This window comes from Salinibacterium sp. SWN248, assembly GCF_015864575.1.
In the GTDB taxonomy this organism is placed as follows: domain Bacteria; phylum Actinomycetota; class Actinomycetes; order Actinomycetales; family Microbacteriaceae; genus Rhodoglobus.
Map to the genome: position 1 here is coordinate 72,091 of NZ_JADYWW010000001.1, position 18,554 is coordinate 90,644.

Sequence of the window (18,554 nt, forward strand, 5' to 3'; positions counted from 1 at the left end):
AATCTAACAGGTGTCTATTTTGCTTTGTCTTACATTCTGTTAGATTGTTTGACAATCCAAGTCAACGAAGAGGGAGCGCACCATGATTGAGAACGCTGCAGTGCTCCCCGAGACCGTTGCTCAGAAGCTTCGAGCCGACATCATTACCCAGCGCGATGCCCCCGGCTCGGCCATCACGGAGTCGGCCGTCGCTCTGCGGTTCGGCGTTGCCCGCCCCACCGCGCGCATCGCCATCGACCGCCTGGTCGCCGACGGCATCCTGCGTCGCGAAGCCCACCGGGCCGCGCGCGTTCCCGAGCTCAGCTACGACGACGTGCTCGACCTCTTTGACACCCGTTCCATCGTGGAGACCGCCGCGATGGTCGCGCTAGCCGAAGCCGGCGCGATTCCGGCGGAGGCGCTGGCAGCCCACCGGGCGCTGACTGCTACCGATGATTTCGCGCACCACGACATCCAATTCCACCGCGCGCTCGTCGCCGGTCAGCCCAGCTCACGCCTCACTCGCCTGCACGAACTGCTCATGGGCGAAGTCGAGTTGTGCATTGGGCAGGTTCAATCCGCCCAACTCATTACCGCTCACGAGGTGGCCGAACAACACCAGGGCGTCCTCGATGCCATCACCGCCGGGGATGTCGCAACGGCAGAACGCCTTACCCGCGACCACATTCTGGGGGCGCGCGATCGCCTCCTCACCCACCTCGACACCGACACCAACCTCGACACCAACAACTAAGGCAGACCATGGTTAAGCGTCAATTTCCGAACCCCGTAGAGCTCGCGAAGCTCATGAAGTTCAAGGCACCCGAGCTCAACGGCAAGAAGCGTCGCCTCGACAGCGCGCTCACGATCTATGACCTCAAAGGCATCGCTAAGCGCCGCACCCCCAAGGCCGCCTACGACTACACGGATGGCTCGGCCGAAGGCGAAATCTCGCTCAGCCGGGCGCGCCAGGCCTTCGAAGACATCGAGTTTCACCCGTCGATCCTGCGCGATGCCTCGAACGTCTCGACCACAACCCAGATTCTGGGCGGCACCTCCGCGATGCCCTTCGGCATTGCGCCAACGGGATTCACGCGCCTCATGCAGACAGAGGGCGAGATTGCGGGCGCGGGCGCCGCAGCGGCAGCAGGCATCCCGTTCACTCTCTCGACGCTCGGCACGACATCCATTGAAGACGTGAAGGCCGCGAACCCGAACGGTCGCAATTGGTTCCAGCTGTACGTCATGCGCGAGCGCGAAATCTCGTACGGACTCGTCGAACGTGCGGCTGCTGCCGGCTACGACACCCTCATGTTCACCGTCGACACCCCCATCGCCGGCGCCCGTCTTCGGGACACCCGCAACGGATTCTCGATCCCGCCGCAGCTGACGCTCGGCACGATCGCTAATGCGATCCCCCGCCCGTGGTGGTGGTTCGACTTCCTCACGACTCCCCCGCTGGAGTTTGCCTCGCTCTCCTCGACCGGCGGTCGCACCGTTGGCGAACTGCTCAACTCGGCGATGGATCCGTCGATCAACTACGAGGACCTCAAGGTCATCCGCGCCATGTGGCCGGGCAAGATCGTCATCAAGGGAGTGCAAAACCTCGAAGATTCGAAGCGCCTTGCTGACCTCGGCGTTGACGGTATCCTGCTCTCGAACCACGGTGGCCGCCAGCTCGACCGCGCGCCCATCCCGTTCCACCTGCTGCCCGAGGTCGCCCGCGAGGTCGGCAACGACGTCGAAGTGATGGTCGACACCGGCATCATGAACGGTGCGGATGTCGTGGCTTCGATGGCGCTCGGCGCCAAGTTCACGCTCATTGGCCGTGCCTACCTCTATGGCCTCATGGCCGGAGGCCGCGAGGGCGTCGACCGCACGATCGAGATTCTCTCCAGCCAAATCGTGCGCACCATGAAACTGCTGGAAGTCACCAGCATCGAAGAGCTCGAGCCCAAGCACGTCACCCAGCTGCAGCGCCTGGCTCCCCGAGCCGTCGCGCCGAGTGCTGCCGCCGCGGTTCCGGCTAAGCGCGCTGCCCCTCGCACGGCTGCTGCCACGTCGGCTCCGGCCGCAGCGAAGCCCGTCACCAAGAAGGCTGCCGTAAAGAAGTAAGGCCACTCGCGCCGCAGGTTGTGGTGGGCTGCCGCGCGAGTTCTCTACCCCCGCCGAGTCTGGCTTCTGACGTGAGTCAGTCACGACCCGGCGGGGCATAGGGTTGAATACCGTGACTCAGAACTCCCTCGATACCCCTCCGCCTGTCTGGCGCGCTCCCGGAATGCCAGCCTTGCTGGTGCTGACGGCGGCAGGCTTCGGGGGTTTCGTTGTGCTGATTCCCGTCGCTCCCTTGTGGGCCATTCAAGGCGGTGCGACAGAAGCAGGCTCCGGTCTCGTCAACGGTTTGTTGCTGCTCGTCACCGTCATGACGCAACCCTTTGTTCCACGCCTGCTTGATCATTTCGGCACTGGGCGCGTACTGGCCGCCGGGCTTGCGCTCCTGGGGGCTCCCCCGCTGCTGCTGCTTCTCTCTGATCAGCTGGCATGGATTCTCACTATCTCGGCGGTGCGCGGGGTTGGCTTCGGCATCCTGACCGTCACAGGTTCGACCGTGGTGGCAAACCTCGTCGATCGCGCTCAGCACGGTGCCGCCGTCGGAATCTACGGTGCTGCGATCGCTATTCCGCAAATTCTGCTCGTGCCGACCGCAACGCTGCTTGCCGATTCCGTCGGCTTTTGGGCCGTCTTCGCCCTCGGTGCGCTCCCCCTCCTCGGCATCAGTTCTGCACCACGCCTTGCACGCATTCTTCGTGGGCAGGCCGCCGAACGCGACCTTCTGCCGCCCACCGGTTCGACGCCGATCGTGTCGACTGACGGCGGAAGATCTCGGCGACGGATGCTCGCCATCAGCCTTCTACGCCCAATGATGTTGCTCAGTGGTGTCACCCTCGCCGGTGGCGCACTGCTTACCTTCGCGCCGCAGATGAGCTCCTCGCCGGCAGCAACAGCCGGTGCGCTCGCGCTGTTGACCCTCAGCGCCGCCGTCACGCGCTGGGCCATCGGTGGGCTCTCCGACCGCTACGGCGCCCACCGCTTTCTGTGGCCGCTCGTCGTCATTTCGGTCGCGGGCCTCCTCGCGATCGCCCAAGCCGTGCAGAGCCCAGATGCGACCGGCATCCTGCTGTTCCTCGTTGGCATGACCCTCGTTGGCATCGCCTACGGCGGGCTGCAAAACCTCACCCTCGTGATCTCGCTCGCCGCCGTGCAACGCAAGCAGTACGGCACCGCTAGCGCCGTGTGGAACATCGGCTTCGATCTCGGAACAGCGCTCGGCTCCGTGCTCGTCGGAACCCTCGCGACCGCGTTCGGATTCCCGCCCGCCGTTTTGGTCGCAGCCGCAATCTCGCTACTGACCCTGCCACTCGCGTTTATGCGCAGACCAAAGGTCACCGACTAGCTAACGCGCGGGGCGCGATCAGCAGTGCTCGAAGGTGTACTCGGCTGAGCCGGGCGACGTGAGATCGCGATCCCGCAGCATCGTGATGGGCGGTGTCGCGGCATCCGCACACACTTCAGTGAACGGGCGTCGCAGCTCATCGGTGTACTCGACGTCGATAACGGCGTCCCCATAAAAGTCGGTGAAGTCGCCGCACTCTGAGTACTGGTCGCACTCCTCCACGATCGCGAAGTCGAACCCGATGGCGGATGCCGCCTCCCCCAGCAGCTCGGCCGAGTTCTTCTGGGCTACCGCGAGTCCGCTGCTGTGGCCGAGCTGCACGAACAGCGTCGCCATTGCCACCGCCTGCTCGCGCTCAAGAACCCCGTCGGAGCGCGTGTAGCTGTCGAGGTTATCGAACTCGACTGCTGCGAAATCCTTACCTGCGCAGCTCTCAATCAGCGACGCCATCCGCTCGGCGATAGCGTCGCGATTGCTGGCGGTTCGGATGTCGAGCAGCGTTTCATCCGGCCAGTTCGCATCGATAACCGGGTCACCTTCGGCATCGTGCAGCAGCAGGTCGCTCGGCCACGACTCCCCCGGTTGCGACTGGAAACCGTTGAGGTAACAAATGGAATAGGCGCCGGCGAGCGGTTCTTCGCTGGCGTCGCGCACGACGACGGTGACGGCAGCGTCGGGCTCGTACGCTCCGCCGAGCTGGTAATCCGCGATGGCGCCCGCGGCGAAAAGGCCCGGCGAGGCGATAGCGGCGGGAGGGGCGCTGGGCTCAGTTGTTAGCGGAGCTGAGGCCGAGCATCCGGCCAGCACGACGAGCACGGCCGTGACACAGAGCGCAGGCAGCAAGGATCGCCGCGCGCGCACTGTCATGCCGTCGAGCTTAGGCCGCTCCGGTGCGACGCGAGATGTACGTCGCACGCATGTGGGAGCGGTGAGGTGGCAACTCTGCCCGAATGAGCGCGAAGCTCGAAACGATTGCCAGCAGAGCAGAAAGACCCAACACCAGGGTCGGAAGCGGCGGGATGCCCGCGGCTACGTCAAGCCCGGTGCCGGCCACGATCAGCCAGACGGCGGCTGCCGCAGCGGCGGTAAGGCTCGCCAGAAGAACCACTACCCACCCGAATACTTTCCTGTTCATAATTGCCCCCGTGCTTTCAGCTCTGCCTGGTTAATGCGACTGTGTAGCGTGAGCGAAAGCCTGAGGCTTTCTCTCTACTTGAACGCTAGACCCCAAATGGGGGCCAATCTAGTCGTCATTAAGGCGGACTAGCTTGTGTCGCTCTAGGCGAGACGAAGCAGTCGAGCGCGCAACTCTTTAGGCGTCGATTCGGGCATTGCTGAGGAGAGTTCGCTGCGCTGGGGTAGCGCTCCGCCTTCGGAGACAATCGTGATGGCGCGGGCGAGGCTGCCACGGCCGACGTGCACGAGGGCGTTGTCATCGGCGTGCATTTCGAGCAAGAGGGCGACTTCGCGGGAGGCGTTGCGGGCGGTCGGCAACCACGGCAGGGAGACTTTCCACGCGGTGAAGAAAATCAGCACGATGTCGTGGCGCAGACGAACATGGGCACGTTCATGCTCGATGACCGCTTGAAGTTCTTCTTCGTCGAGCAATTGCAGCAGCCCAGCGCTCAGCACAGTGATGGAGGTGAGTGCGCCGGGGAGGCAGTACGCGACGGGAGCGGGGGTGTTGATGACTCGCGTGCCGGGGCGATCAGACATCGGTTCGCTCAGCAGGGTGATGAGTTGGGAGTGCCGCGCGCGTTCACGCTCCGCGTAGACGACGGTGACGAGGAGATTGAGCAGCAGGTGCGCGGTGAGGAAGAGAGCTCCCGAGAGGGCGAGTAACGACCACACCGAGGAGCCTTCGGGGAGTTCGTTGTGGGTGACGAAGCGCCACATGCCGGTTGCGGCATCCGGAAGGTCGGTTGCGAAAGTCGCCGCACCGAGCAGCACGAGTGAGACGATCATGCTGAAACCACCGACGAGCGCGACAAGTTGCCACACCAGCAGACCGAGGGTGGGGCGACGGTAGGCCCAGGTTGCTCCGGCCAGCAGTGCGGGCAGAGGCCACGCCAGCAGGATTGCGATGAGGCCGAGCGTGATCGCGGCGGCTACCACGGCTAGCGTCCGGCGAGAATGCGGCGGAGGGTTTCGGCTTCTTCGTTCGTGACCTGCCCGACGAAGCGCTCAAGAACAGCGGTGCGGTCGTTGGCCCCGCCCAGCACTTCGTGCATGAGGTCGGCCATGTGTTCAGCACGAACAGAGGCGGCGCGGTAGCGGTGGGGGCGCACCTCTCGTTCACGCACCACGAAGTTTTTCTTTTCGAGACGGGAAAGAACGGTGAGCACCGTCGTGGCAGCGAGCTCGCGGCCCGACGATTCAGGGGATGCGAGTGCGGCCTGCAGGTCGTAGGCCGAGAGGCTTTCGCTATTCGCCCACAGCAGGTCCATCACGCTGCGTTCGAGTTCACCAAGGGAATTCATGAGCCAATTCTACCCTAAGTAGAAATAATTTCTACGAGGGTGTAGAAATGTATCCACAGCAGTTCTACAGAATGTAGAACTAGAGCGCCGTCACACAGCAGCAGCAGCAGAAAGGTCCGGAGTGGATCCCCTAGAAATCGCCAGATGGCAATTCGGAATCACCACCGTCTACCACTTCATCATGGTTCCGCTCACGCTCGGCCTCGGCCCTGTCGTGGCGCTCATGCAAACCCAGTGGGTGCGCACGGGCGACGAGAAGTGGCTGCGCATGACCAAGTTCTGGGGCAAGTTATACCTCATCAACTTCATCATGGGTGTGGCCACCGGCCTCGTTCAGGAGTTCCAATTCGGCATGGCCTGGAGCGAGTACTCCCGCTACGTCGGTGACGTCTTCGGTGCCCCTCTCGCCATGGAGGGACTGCTCGCCTTCTTCTTCGAATCCGTCTTCCTCGGACTCTGGATCTTCGGCTGGGATCGTCTCGGCAAGAGGCTTCACCTCGCGACCCTCTGGATCGCCGTTGCCGGTTCCGTCGTCTCCGCCTTCTTCATCATCGTGGCCAACTCGTGGATGCAGCACCCGGTTGGTGTTGAGCTCATCGACGGTCGCCCCGTCATGACCGACATCTGGGCCGTGCTCACCAACAACACCGCCCTCACCGCCTACGCGCACACCGTCACCGGTGCGATCGCTGTCGGCGCGGGCTTCGTCGTCGGCATCTCCTGGTACCAGCTCTGGCAGCGTCGTCGCGACAACATCGACACCGTGGATGCCACGGGCCGTGTCGTCATCGGCGAGAACCTCAGCATCCCGGGCCGCGATCGCAAGGACCACTCGGTCTGGCTCACGAGCATCCGCGTCGCTGCGGTCATCGCGATCATCGGATTCGGCGGAGTCGCGATCACGGGCGACTTGCAGGCCAAGCTCATGTTCGAACAGCAGCCGCTCAAGATGGCCGCAGCCGAGGGTGCCTGCCACGATGGCACAAGCTTCTCGGTGCTGTCGATCGGAAACTTGGGTTCTGAGAACTGTGAAGATGTTGTCGCGATCATCGAGATCCCCGGCATCCTGTCTTTCTTGGCTCACGGTGACTTCGACACCAATATCAAGGGCGTAAACACGCTCATCCCCGAGTACCAGGCGCTCTACGGCACCAACCTGCCGGATGACCCGCTGTACGGCGAGCGTGCCGGCCAGGAGATCAACTACCTGCCCATCATGGAGGTCACCTACTGGGGCTTCCGTCTGATGATCGGCTTCGGAATGCTCGCGGCAGCGTTTGCCGCCCTGACCCTGTGGATTGTTCGCAAGGGAACCGTTCCGCAGTCCAAGTTCCTCATGGGAACCGCTCTGCTCAGCATTGCCGCCCCCTTCGGCGCCAACATCGCCGGCTGGGTCTTCACCGAAATGGGCCGCCAGCCCTTCGTGGTCGTGCCCAACCCCACGCCCGGCGGAGTTGACGGCGTGTACATGTTCACCGCGGCTGCCGTCTCCCCCGGAGTCAGTGGCGAAGAGATCATCTTCTCGCTCGCGACGCTCGCTCTCGTCTACGCCTTCCTGCTGGTCTTCGAGGTCAAGCTGCTCATCAAGTACGTGCGCGGTGGCGTTGCCTCAGCGATGCCCGAGCTCGGGCATCCCGAAGGCGACAGCGGCGATGGCAGCGACCCAGACGATCCCAACAAACCAGACAAGCGCGACGACGTTCTCGCGTTCGCCTACTAAGCAGAAGGGCAGCTACTCATGGATCTTCCTACACTCTGGTTTATCGCGATCGCCGCTTTGTGGATCGGCTACCTCCTTCTCGAAGGCTTCGACCTCGGTGTCGGCATGCTGTTGCTCTTCAGCACCCGCAAAGACCGCGAACGTCGCCTCATGCTCAATGCCATCGGCCCGGTCTGGGACGGCAACGAGGTCTGGCTCATCACGGCCGGAGCCGCCACGTTTGCTGCATTCCCGTTTTGGTATGCATCCCTCTTCTCGGCGCTCTACATCCCGTTGACGATCGTGCTTGTGAGCCTGATCTTCCGCGCGGTTGCCATTGAATACCGCGGCAAGGGTTCCACCGACAAGTGGCGCATGTGGTGGGATCGCGCTCTCGGGCTCGGCTCGCTCGGTTCCGCTTTCGGCATCGGTGCAGCGCTCGCGCTGACCACCACGGGCCTGCCGATCGACGCCAACGGTGACCGCGTCGGCGGTGCCTTCGCTTGGTTCACTCCCTATGCCGTCCTCGGCGGACTCGCGGTGGTCGGCTTTGCGCTCGTGCACGCTTCCGTCTTCCTCGGACTCAAGACCGATGGCGACGTGCGCGTTCGTGCCCGCAAGTTCGTCGTGCGCTGGAGCCCCGTTGCTCTGCTACCGATCGTGGCGTGGGTGCTGATCATTCAGTTCCAGAACGGCACTCTCATCACGTGGGCGCTCGTGGTTGTCGCGGTGGTTGCGGTCGTCTTCGGCTGGATCAGTGCGCGAGCCGGGCGTGAAGGCTGGGCCTTCGTGGGTATCGCAGCGTTCTTGGTCGCTGGTGCGTCATCCATCTTCGCCGCGGTCTACCCGGTGGTGCTGCCGTCGACGATTGACCCCGCGTTCAACCTGACGATTTCCAACGCGGCGAGTGGCGAATATACGCTCGGCGTGATGAGCGTCGTGACCGCGTTTGGGCTGCCGCTGGTGTTCGTCTACCAGGGCTGGACCTACTGGGTGTTCCGCAATCGCCTGAGCGACAAGCACATCCCCGAGGCTCACATCGTGAAGCCCGCGGTTGCCCCCGCTTCGTCAGCCAGCGCCTCCTCGTCTTCAGCTAGCTAGGGCACGATGGAGGGCATGAGAGCCAAACTCCAGGAACGACTTGCGGCAGGCTTCGGCCCGGGCGGTGTGCACACACTGTTCGGGCTGGGTTTGCTGGCTTCCCTCAAGGGGTTGGCCCTCGTGCTTATGGCCGAGGCTGTCGCTCGCGGTGTCGTCGGCGTTATCGAAGCGGATGCCGCAGCCTGGCAATTTGCGATCGTTCTGGGTATTGCAGCCGGCCTTCTCCGCGCGGCTACCGCCTGGGCTACAGAGAGTTTCGCGACCCGCGCCGCGTTAGGCGCCAAGGAGTCTCTGCGCCACGAACTCGCGGAGCGAGTACTCACCGGCTCCGACGCCCGCTCGGGCGCGAGCACCGCGATTGCGACCGTGGGGCTCGACGAGCTCGACAACTACTTTCGCGTGGTGCTGCCGGCGATCGTCACGACCGCAACGGTTCCGCTGTTGATTGGCGCCCGCATCCTCTCGGTCGACTGGGTGAGCGCGCTCATCATCGTGTTAACCGTTCCGCTTGTGCCGGTGTTCATGATTCTTGTGGGCGGGCACACTCGGGAGCGTGCTGATGCCGCCAGCGCAAGCCTCGAACGCCTCTCGGATCATTTGGTTGAATTGGCCCGCGGCCTTCCGGTTCTCGTTGGCCTTGGTCGCGTCGGCGAGCAGTCGAAGGCGCTGCGATCGATCTCCGCCGAGAACCGCACCAAGACGATGGAGACCCTGCGCACTGCATTTCTCTCCGCTCTCGTTCTTGAACTTATCGCCACCATTTCGGTCGCGGTCGTTGCTGTTTTCGTCGGCGTTCGACTCGTGGATGGTCAGCTCTCCCTCACCGTCGGCCTCATCGCTCTCGTGCTCGCGCCCGAGTGTTTCGCACCCTTCCGCGAGTTGGGTGCCGCGTTCCACTCCTCCGAGAATGGACTCACCGCTCTGCGCCGCGCCCGCGCGATCATCGATGCGCCGCGCGCTCGGGAGCACCGCCAAAGTGCTGGTGGTTTCCGGGTCGTGAACCTCACGATCGCGTATGAGGGTCGTGCCGTTCCCGCGGTCGACGAGCTCAGCTTTCGCGCCGCCCCCGGCACCATCACCGCTCTGGACGGACCAAGCGGCAGCGGAAAATCCAGTGTTCTCGAGGTGCTCGCGGGCAATCGCGAGCCCAGCGGCGGCAGTGTGTGGGGCATCGACGTTTCCCGCGTGGCGTGGGTTCCGCAGCATCCGCACACCGTTGCTGACACCGTGCTCGACGAACTTCGCCTGTACAGCAGCGACGAGAAAGCGATCAAGTCGGTGCTGCTCGACCTCGGCCTCACCGGTGTCGCGGATGCCGACCCTCGCCAGGTAAGCCCCGGCGAGTTGCGCCGCATTGCCGTCGCGCGCGGACTGCTGCGCGTCGAAGCGGGCGCCACCCTGTTGCTGCTCGATGAGCCGACCGCTCACTTGGATCCGGCATCCGCTGCCCGCGTTGAAGCCACGATTGCTGAGCTGCGCGGTCGCCCCGTCACCGTGCTGGTTGCTTCGCACGAAACGGGAATCGCCGCGTTGGCCGATCAGGTTGTTGCAGTGGGCGCTTCGGGCGGGACCCGCGCTGTCGAGGCTCGCATTGACCCGCTGACCGTTGACGGCGACGTGGATGTTGACGCTCTCGACGCGCCGCGAACCACCCGCGCGACTCTCGCCAGCCTGCTCGAGTTTGTGCGCCCCACCCTCGGAACCCTCGTCGGAGCGATCGCTCTCGGCACCGGCGCAAGCCTCTTCGCTCTCTCCCTCACCGCCCTCTCGGGCTGGTTGATTGTACGGGCCAGCGAGCAGCCGCCGATCATGTTCTTGCTCGTCGCCATTGTGGGCGTGCGGTTCTTCGGAATCGGTCGCGCGGCGCTACGCTACGCCGAACGCCTCGCCACCCACCGCGCTGTGCTCGGTTCGGTCATCGAGCTGCGGGTTGCCCTCTGGAACGGTCTGGGTGCTCGCGCTCTGGGCTCGCGCGCTCTCGCCAATGGCGGAGTCGCCCTCGATTACCTCGTTGCGGCCTCTGACCGGGTGCGCGATCTCGTTCCCCGCGTCGTGCTGCCGCCCGCCGTTGCCTTGGGCACCTCGCTCGCCGCGCTCATTGCGGTCGGCCTGCTGCACGCTCCCGCGGTTCCCGTGCTGCTCGCCGGTCTCGCCGTCGGGCTCGTGGCGGCGCCCATCATTGCCGTGATCGTGGACCGCTCGGCCGCCAACGGCATCGCCGAAGTGCAGTCGCGCGTCGTGCGCGCCTTCGCCGCCATGACCGGTGCCGCGGCTGACCTGCGCGCCAACGGTGTTGGTGGGCGGATGCTCGCCCGCCTCGATCACATCGACGCCGAAGCCGGAGCACTCTCCCGCCGCAGCGCCCGCGCCCTCGGAATCGGCAACGCCGTCGTCGTGCTCGCCTGCTCGGTGACCGCCGTCGCGATGCTGCCCGTCGCCGCGCCCGCCGTTATCGCCGGCACCCTCCCGATCGGCATCGTCGCGGTGCTCGTGCTCATCCCCATCGGTCTCGTCGATTCCCTCATCGCGTTCGTCGACTCCGTGCAGCAGTGGCCGGCGCTGAGTGCCGCGCTGGCGAAGGTGCGCGGGGTTACGGCGGGGGTTGAGCGTGCGGATCGTGCTGGCGGTGCTGCTTCCGGCGGCGCTGCTGCGGGAACGCGCCGCAGTAACCGAGCGCAGGCCGGAGCCGCGAGCGCAGACCGACCACTCGGTGACGTGACTGTTCTCGAACTGAGTGAGCTCGACATCCGCTGGCCTTCGAGCCCGACGCTGGCGTTCTCGGGCGCGACCGCTCGGGTTGAGCGCGGCGAGTGGCTTGTCGTGGAGGGTCCGTCGGGCGCGGGCAAGTCGACGTTGTTGGCGGCGCTGCTCGGCTACCTTCCGGCGGCCGCAGGTTCGTGGAGCCTCAATGGGGTGGATGCGCGCGAGCTCTCGCCCGAGCAATTGCGCGCGGCGGTGACGTGGTGTCCGCAGGAGTCGCACCTCTTCGATTCAACGATTCGTGCGAACCTGCTGTTGGGTCGCGCCCACGACGATCAGCCGACCGAGCAGGAGCTCATTGCAGTGCTGCGCCAGGTGGGTCTTGGCCCGCTCTTCGATTCGCTCGACCGCGGCCTCGACACTCGAGTGGGCTCAGCGGGCGAAAGCCTGTCGGGCGGTGAGCGTCAGCGCTTGGCCGTTGCCCGCACCCTGCTCACGCGGGCAGATGTCGTGCTGCTCGATGAGCCGACCGCCCACTTGGATGCCGCGAGCGCCGAGCAGCTCATCACCGACCTGCGCACAGCTCTCGCCGACAAGATCGTGGTGCTCGTGAGCCATCACGATGATGAGCGTCGCGACGACGATGTGAGCTTGCGACTCGGGGTGCGCGAGCAGGTTGCTTCGTTGTAACCTCGAGTGAGGACGAGTCACATTTAGAGGTGGCTCGAGGGGCTCGACGGGATGGGGACCAGTGACGACATCGGCACCTGAACAGCGCACCGATAGTGTTCCGATCCCAGCGAACACCCACCCGCACCGAAATATCAAGGACATCGCCGCCATCCTCGGCTGCGTTGCGGTGGCATTGGCTCTGGGCACTGCGCTCGTAGTGTTGGGAACTCCCTATTACGGCTCGACTGGCTCGGAGTTGCTGCACGCTTTCGCCCGCGCCACTTCAGTGGGCCTCCCGGTAGCGGCCCTGTTCGGCGTGCCATTGTGGTTGTGGCTGAGCACACGGGTTCCCGCTCGAGCACTCCCCATCGCGCTATTCATCGCGCTAAGTCCGCTCGTCGGGATCGTGCCCGGTCTCGCGGTCTTGGTGACGGGGCTCATTTTCAACCTTGACACTCCCGTGTTCCTGGGCATGTTCATGATCGCGGCGGGAGCGTGGACCGCCCCGATCGCGACTGCGCTGTACTACCTGGTTCTGGGCAAGCGTCCGAGTATCGCGATCTCGCTCGGCGGCGTCGCTATCGTTCTTGCGCTCGTGGGCTGGGTGAGTATCGCGATCAACGGCGGCTAGCACTCTCGACGGGCGGCTACTCTCCGCCCTCTTCGGCGAAGAGCTCGCTTACACGTGCCATAGTCGCTCCATCTACTAGTCACAGCCGTCATGAAAAACGCGGGAAGGAGAGCAGCATGAAACGCAGGACGCAACCTCTCGTGGTTCTCGTGACTGTTCTGGCGATCATCATTCTCGCGGCCGGGCTCCTCGTTACTTCAGGGGTCTTCGGCCTCGTACTCGACACCGACAACGCATCGGTTGGCCATGGTACGGTCAAGCCTCATGAGCATAACTCGTAAAAAAGGGATGTGGATCGGCGTAAGCGTCGTCGTCACTGCATTCGTGATCGTGTATTTGCTGCGTCTCGCATATCTGACCGTTGCCATTTCAGAGTGGGAAGTTCCGCCGACTTCCTCGATCGCCCTCCCTCAGGGAAGTGAGATCGTTGCGGTCGACGAAAAGTGCGCCTCGGGCGGATGCTGGTCTCTAATCTCGGTGAGGCCACCGGACGGGATGACACCCGACGAGCTCTCCAGCGAGCTAGGAACAACGCCGCGAGAGTACATCGCAGGTTCGTTCTGGACTCCGTTCACCACCGAGCTAAGTTCCGAAGTTCAAGGTCAGCTTCTCGTCATCACCGCGGGCTACGCGCCCGATAGCTACATCCCCTGAGCCCTCGCGCCTAACTCCCAAACAGGTCGCTAGCGACCGTCTTGTACACCGATTCCGGGTTCGAGGGGTGGTAAATGCCGGCGAGTACATCACGTTGCAGGCGCGAGAGTTCGCTCGTGCTGCGGAAGGCTCCTCCCCCGGCTGAGCGCATGACCTGGTCGACGACGTGGCGTGCGGTTTCGATGCTGCGGTGCTTCACCCCGGTCAGCTTGCGGAACCACCCAGCCCCGTGATCCACGAGTCCATCAACGTCATCGACGATGCTGTGCAGCTGGGGTTCGATCGCATCGAGCGCAAGGGCGGCATCCGCCATGCGCCAGCGCAGATCCGGATGCTCGGAGTACGCCTCTCCGCTGATGGCCGAGCTGCGCTGCTGCAGTGCTTCGACCCCGAGCTCGAGGGCGCGGTCGGCGAGGCCCGCATAGACGGAGGCGATGAGCGGCAAGAAGTTGGCGAACACCGCGAAGATGAACGGATCGGCGTTGGGGCCGACGGGCAGCACGCGGGCGACGCGATTCGCGGGAACGAAGGCGCCATCCAACACCGTCGTATGGCTTTGGGTGGCGCGCATGCCGAGGGTGTCCCAGTCGCCGAGCGAACACCAGCCGGGCTCATCGCGAGAGATGAAACCATGCACGAGGGTTTCGGTGCCATCGTCGGCGGTGTGCTTGCCGAAGAGGCCCAGCTGGGTCCACGCCGGAGAGAGTGAGGTGAAGATCTTGGTGCCCGTGAACGCGTAACCGCCCTCGACGGTTTCGGCGGTGGTGAGGGAGTCCCCCATGACGAGATCGTTGCCGGGTTCGCTCAACCCGAAGGCGAAGACTTCGCCGGCTTCGGCATCCGCCAACAGCCAGTCGAGGCTCGAGTCGCCGCGTTCGCGCAGAGCCCAGGCGACGCCGATCCACACGAGGTGCATGTTGATGGCGAGTGCCGTGGCGGGAGCGTATGCGGCGAGCAGGCGCTGGTCATCCGACAGCTCACGCAGACTGCGCGGCTTCAGGTAGCCGACGGCACGCAACTCTTGCAGGTCTTCGGTGAAGAAGATGTTCTCGCGATCGTAGCGTTCGGCGCGCGAGCGGATGCGATTGAGCAGTGCTGGGGTGAGTACCGTCATGGGTTCACGCTACCGCGCCGCGGCCTGCTCTATCTCTTTAACCCACTCGTTGAGCGTAGCCAGAGCCTCTTCGAGGCTCGCCTTGATCGCGGCTTGATCGGCCGGCTTCTGCCATCCTTCTGCCCAACTTTTCCATGTCGTGATTTCGGGCGGCCACCTACGAGGCGTGAACCCGAGTTTCTCCGCTTCAGCCGCGCGCGCTTCAAAAACGTCCTCGGCAGCTGCCTTCACCGTGGAAAGTTCACTACCGGCGGGAAAGAAGGCGTCACGAAGCAAAAGCAAGTCGACCACGTCGCGAACCCGGTCGTTGAAGAATGGTTTGCCGCCGCCTTCTGGGGTTGGGTCATCGGGATCGGTGCAGGCGTGGAGTTTCTGCGCGACCTGGTAGGCCATTGTTATTCCCGCAATCTCGTCGGGAATACCTAGATCCAAAGCGCTGAGGTCGGGAGCCGTAAAACGCTCGTCGCCCTCCCCAATCTTGCCTTCGGAAAATGACACTTCAACTTTGATTTTGCGGAACACCTGTCCGCGGATCTTAAGTTGGATGTGAAACCGCCGAGGCTTGTTAGTCGTGCGTGCGTTCTCAACTGTCTCAATCTCAGTTCGGGTCAACTCGAACGGCTCCCACGGCTCCGCGAGGACTGAATCGAGTGCGGACTCGAAGTCCGCTATCGCACCCCGGTAGACAGTGTCCACGTCCTTTGTCGCACGCGCACCAATTTCAAGACGATGTTCGAGATAAGCGCCACCCTTGATCAGAAATTCTGGGCGACCATCGGCGCCCAGAGCCCTTTGCAGCACCGCCATCACGATCACGGAGCCAGCGAGCCAGCCAAGACGGTCAACCGCCTGATCGGTCTTTTTCGCAGCCGCATTAAGAAACGAATTGAGAGCCGCTGTGTTCTTGGGCAGGGCGTCACGCGGCGGCAACCCTTCGAAGGTGCTCTTCACAGGTTGCTCTCTAGCTCGATCAGCTCTTCCGCGGTCAGCTGCCCGCGTGCGCGCGCGGTCTCGATTGCCTGATGCAGAAGATGCCGGGGAACCTTTGTCTCAATTCCTTGTTCGATTGCCGCGAGCACCGTGACTACGGGGATTCCCTCCCACCAACTTCGTTCGCGTGGGGAGAGGTGGTCGCTATGGAGTTGCACACCGGCAATGTTGCGGCGCACTCGCGTCTTCCCGATGTTGACGTGGATGATGTCGGGATTGATATCGCAGAGGTCGTGCACCAGCAAGGCCGTGTCGTGCGACAGGATCGCGTCGGGAGCACCGGTGGCGAGCACAGCACGCATGTAGTCATCGCGTTCAGTGTGAGGCAGCTCAGGGAACCGGTAGAGCCCGTGCGAGACGCGTTCCAGCTTTTCTCGTGATGCCAACTTGGCCAGCTCCACAGCCGAGAAACCCAGCTCTCGTGCATCCTGAGTGGTCACGAATCCGTACTGCGTTGTAGCGATTGGCCAGAGCTCTGTTCGCAAGGTCATGGTTCCTCCGTGCCAAAACTATACCAAAATTAGTATAGTTTTGACACTCCGCATCACCTGGCCTTCAGCTGAATAGTGGGGTGCGGTTTTTGGCGCTCGACCCACAGGTCGTACGCGGTCTGCATGCCGAGCCACAGCTCAGCGCTGGTGCCGAGCAAGATTCCGAGGCGGACCGCCATATCGGCGGTGACGGACGCATGACCATTACGGATGCGCGACAGCGTCGCCCGCGTGACGCCAAGTCGACGGGCGGCTTCAGCGAGGCTGGTGTCACCGAGATAATCTTCCAGCAACATGCCGGGGTGGGGTGGGTTGTGCATGCTCACTATTCCCGCCCCTTTCGAAACCGCGTCCGGCGCTAAGCGCTTTTCTGCAACTCGTCTGTGTACTCAGCCTTGCTGAGTTGCTGCACGCGCTGGGGCGAAAGGCCCAACACGATTCCGGCATCCTTGTAGGTGAGTCCGTCTGCGCGGAGGCTAGCGACTGCTCGCCTCGCAAAGATGGCCGCTTGAGCACTCTCTTTGCGGGCGGTAGCCTCGAGGCTCTTTGCCCGCTCCCACGCTTCGCGCGCCTCACCGGGGATCTCGACATCGAGTTGGACGTCGAATGTGTTGGGTTCGACATCGAGCCAGAGCCCGATGATTTCTCGGGCGACCTCTTCGACTTCCGAGGCGTTGCGCGCTTGGCCAACAGCGTCGAGCTCGGGAACGCTCACGAGCCACCAACGGCCATCTTTACGCGCTGAGACACCGTATGTCTTCTGGTCTGACATGACTTTCCCCTATCGCCAGTTCTGCGGGATCTCCGGCAAATTCTTCATCAACTGCCCAACGACTCCGGCGCTCACTTCTCCATGACGCGGAATCACTGCTTTTATCGACCCATCAGGCAGTCCCCACAGTTCGTGGCTGCCTTTTGCGTCGCGCAGGAATACCCAACCGTTCGCTCTCACTACCTTGATCACATCGCGGTACTTCTGCGGCTTCGGCATCAACTTACTCTAGCCCCTCTTGATTTTTCCATCAAGCCCCGCTAGAGAAAATATTTACATGCTCTACTTTCACGCAACGGGACGAGGGTACCCGTCACTCACACTCGGCGCTCCTTAGCGCGACGACCGGCACGATAAAGCTCCCGAGGCTACGCCGGAATAACCGAAAGCACGTTCCCAGCGGGATCCTTGAACCACGCAATCTCAGCCCCGTGCCCGCGCATGATGCCCTTCGCGTCGGTACCCATGCTGCCCAGGAGATCACCGTCGCTATAGATCTTGGTGACCACGCCACGCTCGTTGAGCGCATCGACAGCAGCTTCGACATCCTCCACCGCAAAGTTCAGGATGGTGAAGCTCGCTGGTTCGTGGTTCTCTTTGGGGTAAATTGTCACCTCGGCGCCGCCCGGGAGCGTGAGGCGCAGAGTGCCCATCCCGCCATCGACGACCGCGAGGCCGAGGCTGTCACGGTAGAAGGCCGCAGCGGCATCGAGATCGTTGACACTGAATCCAGAGAATGCGTTCTTCGGAGCGAACATCGTGCACCATCCTTGTCGCAATTAGCGCGCACCAATGGGGCGCTGGGGCTAGCGTGCGTTCACAGTCCACACCCGCCGCGAGTCAGGCGCAACCCTCAGTCGGCGCCCATCGACCCCGAACGGCAACGACCGCCTAGACCCCGGAGAACCGTGCGATCGCGACGAAGAGAGCGAGCAGCAACAGCACCGCGTTCACGGGGAGCGTCTTGAACTCACCACGGCGAACGTGCAACACCACAGCGACGACCTGCACGAGCACGAGGCCCACGGCAGCAATCGGAGTCAGGATGGGCAGGATGCCGATGAGCGCCGGCAGGATCAGCCCGAGAGCGCCCAGAACCTCCACGGCACCGATCGCGCGCAGCATGCCGAGCCCACCGCGTTCAGCCCACGGGAACGTCACGAAGGCTTCGTCTTTCGCGATTCGCACTTTCTGGCCGCCAGCGGCGAGGTAGGCGAGGGCGAGGAGTCCGGAGGCGATCCATACGGCAATGATCATTGATGCTCTTTCTGAGTTGGTTATGATTAGTGCCTAAGGCACGATCAGTAACCTAGACTGGTTCGAGCAGCCTCACAAAAGGCACACCGAGGTAACCAAGGAGCAGAATGCCCAACCGCGAGCTCGATGAAATGTGCCGTTCCAACGATGGCATTGTCGTGCGCGAAACCTTCGACCGCATCGGCGATAAATGGACGCTGCTCGTCGTCGGCATGTTGGCCGAAGGCCCACTCCGGTTCACTCAGCTGCGCCATCAGGTTCCGGGAATCTCGCAGCGCATGCTCACCCGCACTGTTCGCCACCTCGAACGCGATGGACTCCTCACTCGCACCGCCTACCCCGAGGTTCCCCCACGCGTCGAATACGAACTCACGGCACTCGGGCAAGGACTCCTCCCGCCGGTACGCGCTCTCGCCGAGTGGGCGCTCGCTAGCTCTCTTCAGGTTGAAGAGCATCGGCGTGCCTACGACCACTCAGAAGCGCAATCGCCCGCAAACACCACCGCAACCGCAGCCCCACGCACCTAACCCTCAGCATGCAAGAGCCGAGTACGATTTTGG

At 63.4% G+C, this 18,554-nt stretch carries 22 protein-coding genes; 10 read left to right on the top strand and 12 right to left on the bottom strand.

The annotated features are described in order from the left end of the window. The first annotated feature begins 82 nt into the window (after positions 1 to 82). From I6E73_RS00355 to I6E73_RS00365, 3 genes are all read left to right on the top strand, one after another. Positions 83 to 733 (top strand): GntR family transcriptional regulator, encoded by a 651-nt coding sequence (locus I6E73_RS00355; RefSeq protein ID WP_197122150.1) that lies wholly within the window; start codon positions 83 to 85, stop codon positions 731 to 733. A gap of 8 nt (positions 734 to 741) precedes the next feature. Further along, a complete protein-coding gene (locus tag I6E73_RS00360; protein WP_197122153.1) occupies positions 742 to 2,094 on the top strand; it encodes an alpha-hydroxy acid oxidase in 1,353 nt (450 codons plus the stop codon). A gap of 112 nt (positions 2,095 to 2,206) precedes the next feature. After that, positions 2,207 to 3,433 (top strand): MFS transporter, encoded by a 1,227-nt coding sequence (locus I6E73_RS00365; RefSeq protein ID WP_307784186.1) that lies wholly within the window; start codon positions 2,207 to 2,209, stop codon positions 3,431 to 3,433. Between the two features lie 18 nt (positions 3,434 to 3,451). On the opposite strand, the gene I6E73_RS00370 is transcribed toward I6E73_RS00365, so the two are convergent. The 4 genes from I6E73_RS00370 to I6E73_RS00385 all read right to left on the bottom strand — a co-directional run bounded on the left by I6E73_RS00370 (position 3,452) and on the right by I6E73_RS00385 (position 5,913). Next, positions 3,452 to 4,300, bottom strand: coding sequence for an endo alpha-1,4 polygalactosaminidase (locus I6E73_RS00370; RefSeq protein ID WP_197122156.1), 849 nt, complete (start codon positions 4,298 to 4,300; stop codon positions 3,452 to 3,454). A gap of 10 nt (positions 4,301 to 4,310) precedes the next feature. After that, positions 4,311 to 4,568 carry a hypothetical protein gene (locus I6E73_RS00375; protein WP_197121950.1) on the bottom strand — a complete coding sequence of 86 codons (258 nt, stop codon included), beginning with the start codon at positions 4,566 to 4,568 and terminating at the stop codon, positions 4,311 to 4,313. 143 nt (positions 4,569 to 4,711) lie between these two features. After that, the gene (locus tag I6E73_RS00380) at positions 4,712 to 5,548 is read right to left on the bottom strand and encodes a M56 family metallopeptidase (RefSeq protein ID WP_197107013.1); all 837 of its coding nucleotides are present in this window, start codon (positions 5,546 to 5,548) and stop codon (positions 4,712 to 4,714) included. Positions 5,549 to 5,550: 2 nt separating this feature from the next. Then, a complete protein-coding gene (locus I6E73_RS00385; RefSeq protein WP_197122159.1) occupies positions 5,551 to 5,913 on the bottom strand; it encodes a BlaI/MecI/CopY family transcriptional regulator in 363 nt (120 codons plus the stop codon). A 121-nt stretch (positions 5,914 to 6,034) separates the two neighbouring features. On the opposite strand from I6E73_RS00385, the gene I6E73_RS00390 reads away from it, so the two are divergent. From I6E73_RS00390 to I6E73_RS00415, 6 genes are all read left to right on the top strand, one after another. Then, positions 6,035 to 7,633 carry a cytochrome ubiquinol oxidase subunit I gene (locus tag I6E73_RS00390; protein WP_197122162.1) on the top strand — a complete coding sequence of 533 codons (1,599 nt, stop codon included), beginning with the start codon at positions 6,035 to 6,037 and terminating at the stop codon, positions 7,631 to 7,633. An 18-nt stretch (positions 7,634 to 7,651) separates the two neighbouring features. Beyond that, positions 7,652 to 8,713: a cytochrome d ubiquinol oxidase subunit II gene (gene cydB, locus I6E73_RS00395; RefSeq protein WP_197122165.1), complete on the top strand. Its 1,062-nt coding sequence runs from the start codon at positions 7,652 to 7,654 to the stop codon at positions 8,711 to 8,713. A gap of 15 nt (positions 8,714 to 8,728) precedes the next feature. Continuing rightward, positions 8,729 to 12,103, top strand: coding sequence for a thiol reductant ABC exporter subunit CydD (gene cydD, locus I6E73_RS00400; RefSeq protein ID WP_197122180.1), 3,375 nt, complete (start codon positions 8,729 to 8,731; stop codon positions 12,101 to 12,103). Between the two features lie 61 nt (positions 12,104 to 12,164). Beyond that, a complete protein-coding gene (locus I6E73_RS00405; RefSeq protein WP_197122183.1) occupies positions 12,165 to 12,716 on the top strand; it encodes a hypothetical protein in 552 nt (183 codons plus the stop codon). A 116-nt stretch (positions 12,717 to 12,832) separates the two neighbouring features. Continuing rightward, a complete protein-coding gene (locus tag I6E73_RS00410; protein ID WP_197122186.1) occupies positions 12,833 to 12,997 on the top strand; it encodes a hypothetical protein in 165 nt (54 codons plus the stop codon). Continuing rightward, complete coding sequence (locus I6E73_RS00415; protein WP_197122189.1) at positions 12,981 to 13,370, top strand: hypothetical protein; 390 nt, start codon at positions 12,981 to 12,983, stop codon at positions 13,368 to 13,370. The genes I6E73_RS00410 and I6E73_RS00415 overlap by 17 nt, the downstream gene beginning before the upstream one ends. Before the next feature lie 10 nt (positions 13,371 to 13,380). On the opposite strand, the gene I6E73_RS00420 is transcribed toward I6E73_RS00415, so the two are convergent. From I6E73_RS00420 to I6E73_RS00455, 8 genes are all read right to left on the bottom strand, one after another. Further along, on the bottom strand, positions 13,381 to 14,484 hold the full coding sequence (locus tag I6E73_RS00420; RefSeq protein ID WP_197122192.1) for an acyl-CoA dehydrogenase family protein: 1,104 nt from the start codon (positions 14,482 to 14,484) through the stop codon (positions 13,381 to 13,383). Between the two features lie 9 nt (positions 14,485 to 14,493). After that, positions 14,494 to 15,435 (bottom strand): nucleotidyl transferase AbiEii/AbiGii toxin family protein, encoded by a 942-nt coding sequence (locus tag I6E73_RS00425; RefSeq protein ID WP_197122195.1) that lies wholly within the window; start codon positions 15,433 to 15,435, stop codon positions 14,494 to 14,496. Then, positions 15,432 to 15,965, bottom strand: coding sequence for a type IV toxin-antitoxin system AbiEi family antitoxin domain-containing protein (locus I6E73_RS00430; RefSeq protein WP_197122198.1), 534 nt, complete (start codon positions 15,963 to 15,965; stop codon positions 15,432 to 15,434). The genes I6E73_RS00425 and I6E73_RS00430 overlap by 4 nt, the downstream gene beginning before the upstream one ends. 53 nt (positions 15,966 to 16,018) lie before the next feature. Beyond that, the gene (locus I6E73_RS00435) at positions 16,019 to 16,285 is read right to left on the bottom strand and encodes a HigA family addiction module antitoxin (protein ID WP_231600643.1); all 267 of its coding nucleotides are present in this window, start codon (positions 16,283 to 16,285) and stop codon (positions 16,019 to 16,021) included. 38 nt (positions 16,286 to 16,323) lie between these two features. Next, positions 16,324 to 16,737: an antitoxin HicB gene (locus I6E73_RS00440; RefSeq protein WP_197122204.1), complete on the bottom strand. Its 414-nt coding sequence runs from the start codon at positions 16,735 to 16,737 to the stop codon at positions 16,324 to 16,326. 9 nt (positions 16,738 to 16,746) lie between these two features. Further along, positions 16,747 to 16,956, bottom strand: a complete 210-nt coding sequence (locus tag I6E73_RS00445; RefSeq protein ID WP_010204756.1) for a type II toxin-antitoxin system HicA family toxin — start codon at positions 16,954 to 16,956, stop codon at positions 16,747 to 16,749. Positions 16,957 to 17,105: 149 nt separating this feature from the next. Next, entirely contained in the window at positions 17,106 to 17,495 is a 390-nt protein-coding gene (locus I6E73_RS00450; protein WP_197122207.1) for a VOC family protein, read from the bottom strand. Between the two features lie 133 nt (positions 17,496 to 17,628). After that, positions 17,629 to 17,994, bottom strand: coding sequence for a DoxX family protein (locus tag I6E73_RS00455; protein ID WP_010204754.1), 366 nt, complete (start codon positions 17,992 to 17,994; stop codon positions 17,629 to 17,631). A gap of 107 nt (positions 17,995 to 18,101) precedes the next feature. On the opposite strand from I6E73_RS00455, the gene I6E73_RS00460 reads away from it, so the two are divergent. Further along, on the top strand, positions 18,102 to 18,521 hold the full coding sequence (locus tag I6E73_RS00460; protein ID WP_231600492.1) for a helix-turn-helix domain-containing protein: 420 nt from the start codon (positions 18,102 to 18,104) through the stop codon (positions 18,519 to 18,521). Positions 18,522 to 18,554 lie beyond the last annotated feature (33 nt).